Here is a 14,552-nt window from a genome sequence, read left to right as displayed (position 1 = left end):
CGTCCTGCGTTGCCGCACCGGCCACGCAGGCATACCGTGAGGGAACGCCAACGTCTTCCGGGGGGAAGCCATGCCTGAGGTCGCCACCGTCCATCCGCACCGCCGAGTCGCCGCAGGGCTCGCTGTCGCACTGACCGCCGGCACCCTGCTCGCCGTGTCAGCCGGTCCGGCCAGCACCGCCAAGAGCGGCAGCCAGACGCGATCGACCTCGTACGGCTACGGCGGCGCGGTGTCGTCCGTCGACGCCAGCGCCAGCAAGATCGGCCTCGAGGTGCTCCGCAAGGGTGGCAACGCCGCCGACGCCGCGGTCGCGACAGCCTCGGCGCTCGGGGTGTCCGAGCCCTACAGCGCCGGCATCGGCGGTGGCGGCTACTTCGTCTACTACGACGCCCGCTCGCGCAAGGTCAGCACGATCGACGGCCGCGAGACCGCGCCGCGCCGCATCACGCACGACGCGTTCATCGACCCGGCGACCGGCAAGCCCTACCGGTTCACGCCCGAGCTGGTCTCCTCCGGTGTCGCGGTCGGCGTGCCCGGCACGGTCGCGACGTGGGACGAGGCGCTCGACCGGTTCGGCACCCGCTCCCTGGCCCGTACGCTCGCCCCGTCGATCGAGCTGGCCCGCAAGGGATTCGTCGTCGACGCCACGTTCCGCAGCCAGACCCTCGACAACAAGGCGCGCTTCGCCGCGTTCCCCGACACCGCCGAGCTGTTCCTGCCCGGTGGAGACGCGCCGCAGATCGGCTCCCGCTTCCGCAACCCCGACCTCGCCGACACCCTGAGCCGCATCGCGCGGTCCGGCCCCAGCGCGTTCTACCGCGGTCCGCTGGCCCGGGAGATCGCGGACGTCGTGCAGGACCCGGTCAAGGACCCGGCCTCGTCGCTCCCCGCTCCTGCCGGGTCGATGACGGCCGAGGACCTGGCGGCGTACCGGGTCCGGAAGCAGGCGCCGACCAAGGTGTCCTACCGCGGGCTCGACGTCTACGGCATGGCACCGTCGTCGTCCGGCGGCACGTCCGTCGGCGAGGCGCTCAACATCCTCGAGAACTACGACCTCGGTGACGGTTCGAAGCTCGGTCAGAGCCTGCACCTCTACCTCGAGGCCTCGGCGCGGGCGTTCGCCGACCGTGGCGCGTACGTCGGTGATCCCGCGTACGTCGACGTGCCGACCAAGACCCTGCTGAGCCAGGAGTTCGCCGACTCGCGAGCCTGCACGATCGACCCGGCGAAGGCGTCGACCCGACCCGTTGCCGCCGGTGCGCTCGGCGGCTCCGGCTGCACGACCGTGCAGCACGAGGAGAAGGCCGACACGGAGAACGTCTCGACGACTCACCTGTCGGTCGTCGACAAGTGGGGCAACGCGGCGGCGTACACGCTGACGATCGAGCAGACGGGTGGCTCGGGCATGACGGTCCCGGATCGCGGGTTCCTGCTCAACAACGAGCTGACCGACTTCACCGCGGTCTACGACCCCAAGGATCCCAACCGCATCGAGCCCGGCAAGCGGCCCCGCTCCTCGATGTCGCCGACGATCGTGCTCAGGGACGGCACGGTGAAGTACGTCCTCGGCTCCCCCGGCGGCGCGACGATCATCACGACCGTGCTGCAGATCCTGCTCAACCGGATCGACCTCGGCATGACGTTGCCCGAGGCGGTCGCGGCACCGCGGGCCTCGCAGCGCAACGCCGCGGCGACGCCGGCCGAGCCGGAGTTCATCGCGGCGTACAAGGAGCTGCTGGCGCCCTACGGCCAGGTGCTCACGCCCTCAGGTGACCAGCTCACGTCCGCGGCCGAGATCGGCGCCGCGGCGACGATCGAGGTCGGCCCGCGGGGCCAGCTCATCGCGGTGTCGGAGCCGAAGCGCCGAGGCGGCGGCACGGCACTGGTCGTCCGCCCCTCCCGACACTGACCTGCCGAGATTTGGATCCGCATGCACCATGCAGGCGCCCCGCGTGGTGCATGCGGATCCAAATCTTGGGGGTTCAGGCTTGGGCGGCGGCCTTCATGTCGCGGCGGAGCTCGGGCGGCAGGGCGAAGATCAGGCTCTCGTCGGCCGTGCGGACGGCCTGGGCGCCCGGGTGGCCGCGCTCGGCGAGGTAGCCCAGGACCTCCTGCACCAGGTCGTCGGGCACCGAGGCTCCTGACGTGACGCCGACGTTCTGGACGCCGTCGAGCCAGCGCTCGTCGATCTCGGAGATGTCGTCGATGCGGTAGGACGCCTTGGCGCCGGCCTCGAGCGCGACCTCGACGAGACGCACGGAGTTGGAGGAGTTGGCCGAGCCGACGACGATCACGAGGTCGGCGTCCTTGGCGATCTCCTTGACCGCGACCTGGCGGTTCTGGGTGGCGTAGCAGATGTCGTCGCTGGGCGGATCCTCGAGCTGCGGGAACTTCTCGCGCAACCGGCGTACGGTCTCCATCGTCTCGTCGACGCTCAGCGTGGTCTGCGAGAGCCACGACAGGCGGGTGCCCTCGGGGAACTCGAGCGCGTCGACATCGTCGGGGGTCTGGACGAGGGTGATGTGGTCCGGCGCCTCGCCGGCGGTGCCCTCGACCTCCTCGTGCCCCTCGTGCCCGATCAGCAGGATGCGGTAGCCCTCGCTGGCGAAGCGGCGCGCCTCGTGGTGCACCTTGGTGACCAGCGGGCAGGTCGCGTCGATCGTCTTGAGGCTGCGCTCTGCGGCCTCGGCGTGCACCATCGGCGAGACGCCATGGGCGGAGAACACGACGGTGGCGCCCTCGGGCACCTCGTCGAGCTCCTCGACGAAGATCGCTCCGCGGTCGCGCAGGTCGTTGACGACGTGCTTGTTGTGCACGATCTCCTTGCGGACGTAGACCGGGGCGCCGTAGAGGTCGAGCGCCTTCTCCACCGTGATCACGGCGCGGTCGACACCGGCGCAGTAGCCGCGCGGGTCGGCGAGCAGCACGCTGCCTCCGACGGGGGGCATGCCGAGCTCGATCGTGGAAGACATGTGGACGAGTCTAACGGTGTCCGCCCAGCACCCTAGGGTGTGCGTATGGCACTGGAGACGACCGCGGACACGCCTGCTCCGCTGCGGCAGATCTCCCAGCTCATCGACGGCTACATCGGGCGGCTCGGCGCGGTCTGGGTCGAGGCCGAGATCGCCCAGCTGACCCGCCGGCAGGGCGTCTGCTTCCTGACGCTGCGCGACCTGGTCGCCAAGATCTCGATCGATGCGACGTGCCACGCCAGCATCCTCGACGCCTCCCCCACGCCCATCACCGAGGGCTCGCGGGTCATCGTCAACGCCAAGCCGTCGTTCTACCTCCCTCGCGGCCAGCTCGCGCTCGAGCTGCGCGAGATCCGCCCGCAGGGCGAGGGCCAGCTGTTGGCCCAGCTCGAGCGCCGCAAGCAGCTGCTGGCGGCCGAGGGCCTGTTCGACCCGCGCTTCAAGAAGACGCTGCCCCTGCTCCCCCGCGGCATCGGGCTGATCACGGGCAAGAACTCCGCCGCCGAGCGCGACGTCCTGCAGAACGCGCAGCTGCGCTGGCCGGACGTACGCTTCGTGGTCCGCCACGCGCTGATGCAGGGCAACGGGTCGGCGCTCGACGTCATCCGGTGCCTCAAGGACCTGTCGGGCGACTCGTCCGTCGACGTCATCGTCATCGCCCGCGGCGGCGGGTCCGTCGAGGACCTGCTGCCGTTCTCCGACGAAGCACTGATCCGGGCGGTCCACGCGTGCCCCACGCCGGTCGTCAGCGCGATCGGGCACGAGCCCGACAGCCCGATCCTCGACCTGGTCGCCGACCTGCGGGTCTCGACGCCGACCGACGCCGCCAAGCGCATCGTCCCGGACGTCCGCGAGGAGCTCGCCGGCCTCGCCACGATGCGCCGGCGATCGTCCCATGCGATCCGCGCCATCCTGGACCGCGAGGTCCAGGGACTCGCTGCGATCCGCTCGCGCCCGGTGCTGGCCCGGCCGACGACGCTCGTCGACGCCGAGCAGGGACTCGTCCACGAGCTCCGCGACCGGGCGCGCCGATCGCTGGGCCACCGGCTCGACCGAGCCCACGACGAGGTCGGGCACCACCTGGCCCGCGTGCGCGCCCTGTCACCGCTGGCGACCCTCGAACGTGGCTATGCCGTGGCCCAGCTCGCCGACGGCAGCGTCGTGACCGCGATCGACCAGGTGGCGGTCGACGACGAGCTCACGGTGCGGGTGGCCGACGGCACCCTCGGCGTACGCGCCCTGACCAAGCACGCTGCACCCGGCAAGGAAGGCCAGCATGGCTGAGACACCGTCCACCCCAGAGGTCCCCTACGAGCAGGCTCGCGACGAGCTCATCTCGGTCGTGCAGAAGCTCGAGGTCGGCGGCGCGAGCCTCGACGAGTCGATCGCCCTCTGGGAGCGCGGCGAGGTCCTCGCCGGCATATGTCAGCAGTGGCTCGACGGAGCCCGCACCCGCCTGGCCGCGGCCGCAGGACTCGACGCCGAGGACGCCACCTCCGACTAGCCTCCCGGCCCGGCCGCGCGGCCTATCATCGTGACTCCACGCGGAGAGGGGTCAGCCATGGCGATCGACGACCTCGACCTGTTCGGGGACACCTCGATCCTCAAGGTGTCGGCCACCGACATCGCGTCGGCGAGCTCGTGCCCCCGCCACCTCGCGGTCAAGATCCGCCCTGACGTGAAGTCCCGCAGGTGGCGGCGGTCGTTCGGGTCGGAGAAGACCTTCGTGCTCGGCATCGTGACCGACCTCGTCCGTGCCGCGCACTCGTCGGAGTGGGCGCACGACCCCCAGCACCTCGCCGGCTGGATCGCCCAAGAGCTCGATCGCCGGCGTGTGCACCGGCTGCTGCGGCCCTACGCCACGGCCGCGGTGACCAACATCCTCGAGGCGCACTGGGACATCGAGGACGGGGTCGGGCCGCTGCAGCTCTTCCAGAGCGACCCGTCGATCGGCACGGTCGAACGTACGTTGACGGTGTGGGGGCCGCTCTACCGCACCGAGGACGGCGTGCGCGAGATGCGTCGCCTCCGGCTCGGCACCGCCCACGTCGACCCCACCCCGGACGACCTGCTCTGGGTGCACGCGGCGGCCCAGGTGGCGGCCGGCCACCCGTCGCGGGACACGCCCGGACGCATCCGCGTCGTCGAGATCGGCGCGGCCGACGGCAGCATCGCGGTGCTCTTCGACGGATCGCCTGCAGACGCCGATGCCGCGTTCTCCGCCGAGGCCAGGCACGTCGCGGCCGGCCTCGGTGATCTCGGCACGGCGGTCCCGGGCTACGAGTGCGCGAGCTGCAAGGTCGCCGGCGCCTGCGACGCGCTGATCCCGGTGCCGGAGGTTCTGGGCCAGCCGCTCAAGGGTTACGCCTCGCGCTCGGTCTCCGCCTCCGACCTCGACCGTTACCAGCGGTGCCCGGCCCAGTGGCTGCTGGCCTCGGACCTCAACCTCCCGAAGGACCGGGACTACTCCGACGCCCAGACCCGCGGCCTGCTGGTGCACACCTGGCTCGAGGCGGCCCATGCGCGAGGCGTCGGGTGCTCGGCCGACGACCTGCCGGAGCCCGGCGGCGCCATCGGGCTCGCTGCGACCGTCATGGACGCCGCTGACTACGCGATCGCCCACCCCTACCTGCGGCACCACGTCGCGAGCTGCCCCCTGGCGACCGACGGAGTCGACTACATCGCCAGCGAGACCGCGATCCACGGCTTCGACCACGACGCCGAGGTCATCGCGGTCGCCAAGCCCGACATGATGTTCCGCATCGGCGACCGGCTCGTGGCGCGCGAGGTCAAGACGACCGGGACGCTGCCCCCTGGCGGCGCCGACGACGTCTACGCCGACAACCTGCAGGTGCCGTTCCTGCTGTCGATGCTCGCCGCAGGCGTCGCTGAGGCGCACGGCTGCACGACCGCCACCGTCGAGGTGGAGATGCTCACCGCCGGCACCGGAGAGGTCTACGCGTGGGATCTCGACGAGCCGGGTCTGGCCGAGGCGGTCCGCGACGACGTCGCCGCGGCAGCCCGCGACTGGCACGTCGACGCGGAGTGGCGTACCCGTCCCGGCGCACACTGCGCGTGGTGCCCGGTGCGCCAGTGGTGCCCCGACCGCCAGGTGCACGAGAACACCGAGCTCGCCTCGGCCGCCGGTCCCACGGTCGACGACGAGCCCGCGCCGTTCTGAGTCAGGACGTCGAGAGCGACGAGATGTAGCGCTCGATGACCGAGCGCGAGGCCGACCCGATGACGACCGTCGTCGCGTCGCCGTCCCTGCGGACGTACGTCGTCCGGTCCCGCGGCCCGGTGCGGACCGTCCACTCCTGGCCGTCGATCTCGACGGCCCCGTCGGCCTTGCTGCCGTCGGCGAACCGTTCGACCGCCCGCTCGACGCGGAGCTTGGCCTGGTCGAGCCCGATGTACTCGTCGTCGTCGGTCACGATGCCGAGGTGCCAGCCCTCGATGTCGAGGTTGGCCTTGTTGGCCCGCCAACCCTCGGGCAGCTTGTCCGGCGCGAGCACCTCGAAGTCGGCGACGGGCCGGACCTGGTCGACGATCGTGGCGTAGTCGACGGACCGCGTGGGGGTCTCCGGCTCCTGCGTGGAGAAGCGGCCGAAGCCGTAGATCGCGAGGACGATCAGCCCGAGCACGGCGACGGACCGGAGGATGTCGCCCATCGCTGGGTTGCCGCGGGTCGATCGCTGCTCGCTCATCGGCCCCAGTTTACGGGGCGGCACCGGCACCGGATCGCCCGGTCGCAACGCGGCTACCGGCGGGTACGATGACCGCGTGAACAGCCTCCAGCCGGCAGCTCAGGCGCCCGACCGCAACCTCGCCCTCGACCTGGTCCGGGTGACCGAGGCGGGAGCCATGGCCGCCGGCCGCTGGGTCGGCCGCGGCGACAAGAACGGCGCCGACGGGGTCGCGGTCAACGCGATGCGCACCCTGATCAACACCGTGCAGATGAACGGTGTCGTCGTCATCGGCGAGGGCGAGAAGGACGAAGCGCCCATGCTGTTCAACGGCGAGCTGGTCGGCGACGGCACGGGCCCCGAGTGCGACGTCGCGGTCGACCCGATCGACGGCACCACGCTGACCGCCAAGAGCCTGCCCAACGCCGTGTCGGTCATGGCCGTGGCGCCGCGCGGCTCGATGTACGACCCGTCCGCCGTGTTCTACATGGAGAAGCTCATCGCCGGCCCCGAGGCGGCCGACGTCGTCGACATCAGGCTGCCGGTGGCCGAGAACATCGCGCTGGTCGCCAAGGCCAAGGGCATCCGCAACAGCGACGTCACGGTCTGCGTGCTGGACCGCCCACGCCATCAGGACCTGGTCGACGAGATCCGCGCCGCCGGGGCCCGCATCAAGTTCATCATCGACGGCGACGTCGCGGGCGGGATCACCGCCGCACGTCCCGACACCGGCGTCGACCTGCTGGTCGGCATCGGCGGGACCCCCGAGGGCATCATCACCGCGTGCGCCATCAAGGCCATCGGCGGCACCATCCAAGGCAAGCTGTGGCCGGTCGACGACGACGAGCGCCAGCGCGCGATCGATGCGGGACACGACCTCGACCGCGTGCTCTACACCGGTGACCTGGTCAATGCCGACGACTGCTTCTTCGTCGCGACCGGGATCACCGACGGCGAGCTGATGGCCGGCGTGCGCTACGGCGCCGGCAAGGCCTACACCGAGTCGATCGTCATGCGGTCGCGCAGCGGCACGATCCGCAAGATCACGAGCGAGCACCAGCTCGCCAAGCTCAAGGCCTACTCGACCGTCGACTACGAGTCCTGATGGCCGAGCGCAAGCGGGACGACGTGACGGGCGACGTGGCCCGGTCCGGTGAGCAGTTCGCGTCGCTGCCGTCGGGCATCGACATCTGCTTCGAGACGTTCGGCAGCGCCGACGACCCGACGATCCTGCTCGTCATGGGCCTCGGCGGCCCGATGGGCTGGTGGTCCGAGGACTTCTGTGCGCGCCTCGCGGGTCGCGGCTTCCACGTCGTCCGCTACGACAACCGTGACACCGGTCGCTCGACCAAGCTGCGGCAGCACAAGGTCGGCAAGCTCGACCTCGTCCGCGCGTTCGCCGGTCGTGGCAACCCGCCGTACGGCATCGGCGACCTCGCCGAGGACGCATTCGGCCTGCTCGACCACCTGGGTGTCGAGCAGGTGCACCTGGTCGGCGTCTCTATGGGCGGCATGATCGTGCAGACCATGGCGATCGCGCGCCCCGAGCGCGCTCTCTCGATGACCTCGATCATGTCGACGACGGGCAGCCGGCGGGTCGGCTGGCAGCACCCCAAGGTGATCCCGATGCTGCTGTCATCGGCCGGCTCCACCCGCGACTCGTACGTCGAGCGGTCCCTGCGGACGGCCGCGATGATCGCGTCGCCGGCGTTCCCGGGCGACGAAGAGCTCGCGCGGTCGCGCGCCTACGAGACGTACGACCGGGGGTGGACCGCGAGCGGGGTCACCCGGCACATGCTGGCCGTCCTCGCCCAGCCCGACCGCACCAAGGACCTGGCGAAGCTCGACCTGCCCGTCACGGTGATCCATGGGCTCGACGATCCCTTGGTGCACCGGTCCGGTGGCAAGGCTGTGGCCAACGCCGTGCCGGGCGCCGAGCACATCGAGATCGCCGGCCTCGCGCACGACCTGCCGGTGCAGCTCTTCGACACCTACGTCGACGCGATCGTCCGCACGGCAGAGCGAGCCGTCTCTCGTTGAACCGCAGATGCGGATGTTCTCGCGCTGTGGAGCCGCAGATGATGCCCTAGAGTTCGAGGCATGCCGCACGTACGCATCTCTGATGCCGCCCGCTTCCTCGGGGTCAGCGACGACACCGTCCGCCGCTGGATCAGCGCGGGCAGCCTCGCCTCGGTGACCGATGCCGCCGGTCGCATGGCGATCGAGGGGCGCGACCTCGCCACGTTCGCCAAGGCCCAGGCGGGTGCTGCTCCGGATGCGTCGACGAGCAGCTCCGCACGCAACCGGTTCGTCGGTCTCGTGACCGCGGTCAAGGCCGACGCCGTTATGGCGCAGGTCGAGCTGCAGTGCGGGCCGTTCCGCGTCGTGTCGCTCATGAGCAGCGAGGCGGTCGACGAGCTCGGCCTCGAGCCGGGCACGGTCGCCGTGGCCGTGATCAAGTCGACGAACGTCGTGATCGAGACGCTCGAGGGCGCCTCATGAGGCGCCTCGTCGTCCTGCCCCTGCTGCTGGCGTGCTTGGTCGCCTGCGGCACCGACGACAGCCCCGACCGGACGACGATCACGGTGTTCGCCGCGGCCTCCCTCAAGGGCTCGTTCACCGAGATCGGCAGGCAGTTCGAGGCCGAGAACGATGACGTCTCGGTGACGTTCAGCTTCGCCGGTTCGGCCGACCTCGTCGCCCAGATCCAGCAGGGTGCGCCCGCCGACGTCTTCGCCTCCGCCGACACCAGGAACATGGACAAGGCCATGGCCGACGGCCTCGTCGCAGGCGCCCCGGTGGACTTCGCGAAGAACTCGCTCGAGATCGCGACCCCACCTGGCAACCCCGCCGAGGTCGACTCGCTCGATGACCTGGTGAGCTCGGACGTCAGGGTCGTCGTGTGCGCCGCTGAGGTGCCGTGCGGCGCTGCTGCCGTGGGCGTCGAGAAGGTGGCCGGCATCGACATCAGGCCGGTCAGCGAGGAGCAGTCCGTGGCCGACGTGCTCGGCAAGGTCATCTCCGGAGAGGCCGACGCCGGTCTCGTCTACGTCACGGACGTCAAGGCAGCTGGTGACCAGGTCCGCGGTGTCCCCTTCCCCGAGTCCGCCGACGTCGTCAACACCTACCCCATCGCCACCCTCGCAGGAAGCAAGCACGCGAAGCTCGCCAGAGCATTCGCGGCGTACGTCGCGGGACCGGACGGCGCGGCGGTTCTCGCAGAGGCCGGGTTCGCCACGCCGTGAGCACCGGTCTGCCCCGCTGGGTCCTCGTGCCGGCTGCCCTCGGCGCGGCAGTCATCGTGCTGCCGCTCGTCGCCCTCGCGACCCGTGTGCAGTGGGGCGACTTCTTCTCGCTGATCACGTCCGACTCGTCGCGAGCGGCCCTGTGGTTGAGCCTGCGCACGTCCGCCGTGAGCACGCTGCTGTGCATCGTCCTGGGCGTGCCCATGGCGCTGGTCCTCGCGCGTGCGTCGTTCCGCGGGTTGTCGGCGCTGCGGTCGCTGGTGCTCCTGCCGCTGGTGCTGCCGCCGGTCGTCGGGGGCATCGCGCTGCTCTACACCTTCGGCCGTCGCGGGCTGCTGGGCGAGACCATCGAGGTGCTGGGGCTGCAGGTCGCGTTCTCGACGGCCGCCGTCGTCATCGCGCAGACCTTCGTCGCCCTCCCGTTCATGGTCGTGAGCCTCGAGGGCACGCTGCGGACGGCCGGCGAGCGTTACGAGGTGGTCGCCGCGACCTTGGGCGCGCGTCCGACCACGGTCCTGCGGCGGGTGACGCTTCCCCTGGTGCTGCCGGGCCTGGCGGCCGGAGCCGTCCTGTCGTTCGCCCGCGCGCTGGGCGAGTTCGGCGCGACGATCACCTTCGCCGGCAGCCTCGAGGGAGTCACCCGGACCCTGCCGCTCGAGATCTACCTGCAGCGCGAGACCGACCCTGATGCCGCCGTCGCCCTCTCGCTCGTGCTGGTCGTCGTGGCGGTGCTGGTCATCGGTCTCGTGCGGGGCACACGGAGCAGCGCGCTGTGAGCCTGCAGGTCGAGGCGACGATGGACGACCGCGCGGTCGAGGTGTCGCTCGAGGTCGCTCCGGGCGAGGTCGTCGCGATCCTCGGGCCCAACGGTGCCGGCAAGTCCACCGTGCTCGCCGCGATCGCAGGGGTCCTGCGGCCGGACTCCGGGCGGGCGACGCTCGACGACGAGGTCCTGTTCGACACCACGGCCGGGACCTGGCAACCGCCGCACGCACGGGGAACCGCGCTGCTGGCCCAGGACCCGCTGCTGTTCCCGCACCTGACCGTGGTCGACAACGTCGCGTTCGGCCCGCGCAGCGCCGGGCGTACGCGATCACAGTCGCGTGCCGCCGCCAGCCGGTGGCTGCAGGCGGTGGACGCGGCCGGCCTCGGTGCCCGCCGCCCCGCTGAGCTGTCCGGCGGTCAGGCGCAGCGCATCGCGGTCGCGCGGGCGCTCGCCGCCGAGCCACGACTGCTGCTGCTCGACGAGCCGATGGCGGCCCTCGACATCACGGTCGTTCCCGCCTTGCGCCAGCTGCTCAAGGGGGTGCTGGCCGGCCGCAGCGCGATCATCGTGACGCACGACGTGCTCGACGCGCTGCTGCTCGCGGACCGCGTGCTGGTCATGGAGGGCGGCCGCATCGTCGAGGAGGGAGCGACCAGAGACGTGCTCGAGCGCCCGCGCAGCACCTTCGGGGCGGGCATCGCCGGACTCAACCTGATGCGCGGGAGGTCCGCCGCCGGCACCGTGCACACGCCGGGGGGGTCGCTGGTCGCCGGACTGTCGGACGTACCGCTGTCCGACGGCAGCGACGCCGTGGCGGTGTTCAACCCCAGCGCGGTCGGCGTGTACGCCGAGCGACCGGCGGGCAGCCCACGCAACGTGTTCGCCGCGACGATCCGGGAGCTCGAGCCCCGCGGCGCCCAGGTGCGCGTACGCACGGACGAGCTCAGCGCCGACGTGACGCTCCCGGTGGTCGCCGAGCTGGGCCTCGCGCCGGGCAGGGACGTCTTCCTCGTCGTCAAGGCGAGCGAGGTCTCGATCTACCCCGCCTAGAACCGCCCGGACCCCGCCCGGACCTCGCTGGGCGTGACGTTCTGGTCGCGAGACGCCGCTGACCCCCGACCCGAACGTCACGCTCAGCGAGGTCTCCTAGGGTGGGGGCATGACTGGGCCCACGTGGCGGCGGCGCGACGACGGCGCCCTCGAGCTGCGGGTCAACGGCGTGTTCGTCATGGACGACGTCGAGACCTCGTCGGAGGTGGCGCTCGCCCGTACAGTGATCGAGCTGGGGGCCCGCGAGGTCCTCGTCGGGGGTCTCGGGCTCGGCTACACCCTGCGCGCGCTGCTGGCCTCGCCGCAGGTCACCCGCGTCGTCGTCGCCGAGCTGCACCCCGAGATCGTGGACTGGATGCGCACCGGAGAGATCCCGGGCGCCGACCTCCTGGCGGACGGCCGGGTGCGCGTCGCGGTCGGCGACGTGCGTGATGCGGTCGCCGACCAGCCCGCCTCGCTCGACGCGATCGTCCTGGACGTCGACAACGGACCGGACTTCCTCGTGCACGACGCCAACGCCGCCGTCTACGGCAGCGAGTTCATCGACGTCTGCGCGAACCGTCTGCGACCCGGCGGACACCTGTGCGTCTGGTCGATGGCGGCGTCCGAGGACCTCGTCGCACGGCTCTCCGCCGTGCTGTCGGACGTACGCGAGGAAGCCGTCCCGGTGACGCTGCAAGGCCGCGCCGAGCACTACTGGATCGTGTCCGGAACCCGACGCGACGCCGTCGGCGCCGACGGCTAACGTCGAGGACATGGAACCGCTGGACCGCACCGAGGTCGTCACCGCCTGCCGCACCGCGTACGACCTCGCGAGCTCTCCGGAGGTGGCCGCCGCCTGGGAGGACGAGAGCGCCTGCGCCGGCATGACGGTGGGCGGGCTGACCCACCACCTGCTCGGCCAGGCGCGGCACATCGCCGGCATCCTCGGCCAGCCACCCACCGACCACGAGCCGATCCCGCTGCTCGACCACTACGCTCGCGCAGACTGGGTCACGTCGGACGCCGAGGACGAGGCCAACACCTCGATCCGCGACGGCGGCAACGACGCCGCGACGGCAGGGCGCGACGCCGTGCTGGCTGAGGTCGCGCCGCTGCTCGACCGGTTGCCGCAGCTCCTCCGGGCGCCCCGCGAGCCCGACACGATGTTCATCCCCTGGCAGGGCTGGGCGCTGACGACCGACGACTTCCTGGTGACGCGAGCGATGGAGCTCGTCGTGCACTCCGACGACCTCGCGGCGAGCGTCGGGCTGCCGACACCGGACTTCCCCGGCACGGTCGCCGCGCACGTCGTCGACCTGCTCGGCGGGGTCGCGATGCGCCGCCACGGGCAGTCCGCGGTGATCCGCGCCCTCAGCCGACCCCAGCGGGCACCGGAGTCGATCTCGGCCTTCTGAACGCCCGCCTGCCGGGCACGCGTACGGGCAGCAGCGATATCGTCGGCAGCATGACCGAATACCGCATCGAGCACGACACCATGGGCGAGGTCCGCGTCCCCGCCGACGCCCTCTGGCGAGCCCAGACCCAGCGCGCCGTCGAGAACTTCCCGATCTCCGGCACCCCGATCGAGCCCGCGCAGATCCGCGCCCTGGCCCAGATCAAGGCCGCCTGCGCCAAGGCCAACGCCGAGCTCGGCATCCTCGATCAGGACATCGCCGACGCGATCGTCGCCGCCGCCGAGGAGGTCGCCACGGGCGCGCACGACGCGCAGTTCCCGATCGACGTGTTCCAGACCGGGTCGGGCACGTCGAGCAACATGAACACCAACGAGGTGCTGGCGACCCTCGCCACGAAGTCCCTCGGCAAGGACGTGCACCCGAACGACCACGTCAACGCCAGCCAGTCCTCCAACGACGTGTTCCCGACGTCGATCCACGTCGCGGCCACCGCCTCGGCCACCAACGAGCTCGTCCCCGCCCTCGACCACCTCGCCACGTCGCTCGAGGCCAAGGCCGCCGAGTTCGCGAGCGTCGTCAAGTCCGGTCGTACGCACCTCATGGACGCCACGCCGGTCACGCTGGGCCAGGAGTTCGGCGGCTACGCGGCGCAGATCCGCCGTGGCATCGAGCGCGTCGAGTCGTCCCTCGCCCGTACGGCCGAGGTGCCGCTCGGGGGCACGGCCGTCGGCACCGGCATCAACACGCCGATCGGCTTCCCCCAGCGCGTCATCGAGATCCTGGCCGAGAACACCGGCCTGCCCATCACCGAGGCGGTCGACCACTTCGAGGCGCAGAGCGCCCGGGACGGCCTGGTCGAGATGTCCGGGCAGCTGCGGACGATCGCGGTCAGCCTGACCAAGATCTGCAACGACCTGCGCTGGATGGGATCCGGGCCGCGCACGGGCCTCGGCGAGATCGCCCTGCCCGACCTGCAGCCCGGATCCAGCATCATGCCGGGCAAGGTCAACCCGGTCCTGCCGGAGGCCACGTTGATGGTCGCCGCCCAGGTCATCGGCAACGACGCGACGATCGCGACGGCCGGCGCGTCCGGCTCGTTCGAGCTCAACGTCATGCTGCCCGTGATCGGCCGCAACATCCTGGAGTCGATGCGACTGCTCGGCAACGCGTCGCGGGTGCTCGCCGACCGCTGCATCGACGGCATCACCGCCAACGAGGAGCGGTGCCTCGAGCTCGCCGAGTCGTCCCCGTCGGTCGTCACGCCCCTCAACCGGTTCATCGGCTACGAGAACGCCGCCAAGGTCGCCAAGACCTCGGTCAAGGAGAAGAAGACGATCCGGCAGGTCGTCGTCGAGATGGGCTTCGTCGAGCGTGGCGAGATCAGCGAGGCCGACCTGGACAAGGCGCTCGACGTCATGTCCATGACCCACCCCTGA

15 protein-coding genes are annotated in these 14,552 nt (G+C 71.4%); 13 read left to right on the top strand and 2 right to left on the bottom strand.

The window, feature by feature from the left end; genetic code table 11:
• Window positions 1–70 precede the first annotated feature (70 nt).
• Entirely contained in the window at window positions 71–1,909 is a 1,839-nt protein-coding gene (ggt, locus tag AB0N22_RS00590) for a gamma-glutamyltransferase (RefSeq protein WP_364634605.1), read from the top strand.
• Between the two features lie 73 nt (window positions 1,910–1,982).
• Here the strand turns inward: ggt and AB0N22_RS00585 are convergent, their stop codons facing one another.
• Window positions 1,983–2,972, bottom strand: coding sequence for a 4-hydroxy-3-methylbut-2-enyl diphosphate reductase (locus tag AB0N22_RS00585; RefSeq protein WP_364634602.1), 990 nt, complete (start codon window positions 2,970–2,972; stop codon window positions 1,983–1,985).
• Between the two features lie 45 nt (window positions 2,973–3,017).
• Here AB0N22_RS00585 and xseA point away from each other — a divergent pair, with 45 nt between their 5' ends.
• From xseA to AB0N22_RS00570, 3 genes are read left to right on the top strand one after another with little or no spacing between them, the layout of a single operon-like run.
• On the top strand, window positions 3,018–4,256 hold the full coding sequence (gene xseA / locus AB0N22_RS00580) for an exodeoxyribonuclease VII large subunit (protein ID WP_364634600.1): 1,239 nt from the start codon (window positions 3,018–3,020) through the stop codon (window positions 4,254–4,256).
• A complete protein-coding gene (locus tag AB0N22_RS00575) occupies window positions 4,249–4,476 on the top strand; it encodes an exodeoxyribonuclease VII small subunit (RefSeq protein ID WP_364634597.1) in 228 nt (75 codons plus the stop codon). The genes xseA and AB0N22_RS00575 overlap by 8 nt, the downstream gene beginning before the upstream one ends.
• 57 nt (window positions 4,477–4,533) lie before the next feature.
• The gene (locus tag AB0N22_RS00570; protein WP_364634594.1) at window positions 4,534–6,153 is read left to right on the top strand and encodes a PD-(D/E)XK nuclease family protein; all 1,620 of its coding nucleotides are present in this window, start codon (window positions 4,534–4,536) and stop codon (window positions 6,151–6,153) included.
• A gap of 1 nt (window position 6,154) precedes the next feature.
• On the opposite strand, the gene AB0N22_RS00565 is transcribed toward AB0N22_RS00570, so the two are convergent.
• Window positions 6,155–6,679, bottom strand: coding sequence for a DUF4245 domain-containing protein (locus tag AB0N22_RS00565; RefSeq protein ID WP_364634592.1), 525 nt, complete (start codon window positions 6,677–6,679; stop codon window positions 6,155–6,157).
• A gap of 76 nt (window positions 6,680–6,755) precedes the next feature.
• Here AB0N22_RS00565 and glpX point away from each other — a divergent pair, with 76 nt between their 5' ends.
• From glpX to AB0N22_RS00520, 9 genes are all read left to right on the top strand, one after another.
• Complete coding sequence (glpX, locus tag AB0N22_RS00560; protein ID WP_364634589.1) at window positions 6,756–7,763, top strand: class II fructose-bisphosphatase; 1,008 nt, start codon at window positions 6,756–6,758, stop codon at window positions 7,761–7,763.
• Window positions 7,763–8,698 (top strand): alpha/beta fold hydrolase, encoded by a 936-nt coding sequence (locus tag AB0N22_RS00555; RefSeq protein ID WP_364634586.1) that lies wholly within the window; start codon window positions 7,763–7,765, stop codon window positions 8,696–8,698. Before glpX ends, AB0N22_RS00555 begins: the two co-directional genes overlap by 1 nt.
• Window positions 8,699–8,758: 60 nt before the next feature.
• A complete protein-coding gene (locus AB0N22_RS00550; RefSeq protein WP_364634583.1) occupies window positions 8,759–9,160 on the top strand; it encodes a TOBE domain-containing protein in 402 nt (133 codons plus the stop codon).
• Window positions 9,157–9,903: a molybdate ABC transporter substrate-binding protein gene (gene modA / locus AB0N22_RS00545; RefSeq protein ID WP_364634580.1), complete on the top strand. Its 747-nt coding sequence runs from the start codon at window positions 9,157–9,159 to the stop codon at window positions 9,901–9,903. Before AB0N22_RS00550 ends, modA begins: the two co-directional genes overlap by 4 nt.
• Complete coding sequence (locus tag AB0N22_RS00540) at window positions 9,900–10,679, top strand: ABC transporter permease (protein WP_364634577.1); 780 nt, start codon at window positions 9,900–9,902, stop codon at window positions 10,677–10,679. Before modA ends, AB0N22_RS00540 begins: the two co-directional genes overlap by 4 nt.
• Window positions 10,676–11,719, top strand: coding sequence for an ATP-binding cassette domain-containing protein (locus AB0N22_RS00535; RefSeq protein ID WP_364634574.1), 1,044 nt, complete (start codon window positions 10,676–10,678; stop codon window positions 11,717–11,719). The genes AB0N22_RS00540 and AB0N22_RS00535 overlap by 4 nt, the downstream gene beginning before the upstream one ends.
• Window positions 11,720–11,828: 109 nt before the next feature.
• Window positions 11,829–12,464: a hypothetical protein gene (locus AB0N22_RS00530; RefSeq protein WP_364634571.1), complete on the top strand. Its 636-nt coding sequence runs from the start codon at window positions 11,829–11,831 to the stop codon at window positions 12,462–12,464.
• A gap of 10 nt (window positions 12,465–12,474) precedes the next feature.
• Window positions 12,475–13,116 carry a maleylpyruvate isomerase N-terminal domain-containing protein gene (locus AB0N22_RS00525; RefSeq protein WP_364634568.1) on the top strand — a complete coding sequence of 214 codons (642 nt, stop codon included), beginning with the start codon at window positions 12,475–12,477 and terminating at the stop codon, window positions 13,114–13,116.
• 50 nt (window positions 13,117–13,166) lie between these two features.
• Window positions 13,167–14,552 carry a class II fumarate hydratase gene (locus AB0N22_RS00520; RefSeq protein WP_364634565.1) on the top strand — a complete coding sequence of 462 codons (1,386 nt, stop codon included), beginning with the start codon at window positions 13,167–13,169 and terminating at the stop codon, window positions 14,550–14,552.

Origin of the sequence: Aeromicrobium sp. NPDC092404 (assembly GCF_040684095.1) — a bacterium.
Taxonomy (GTDB): Bacteria; Actinomycetota; Actinomycetes; order Propionibacteriales; family Nocardioidaceae; genus Aeromicrobium.
Note: the sequence above shows the minus strand (reverse complement) of the source record. Positions and strands in the feature narration are given on the sequence as shown.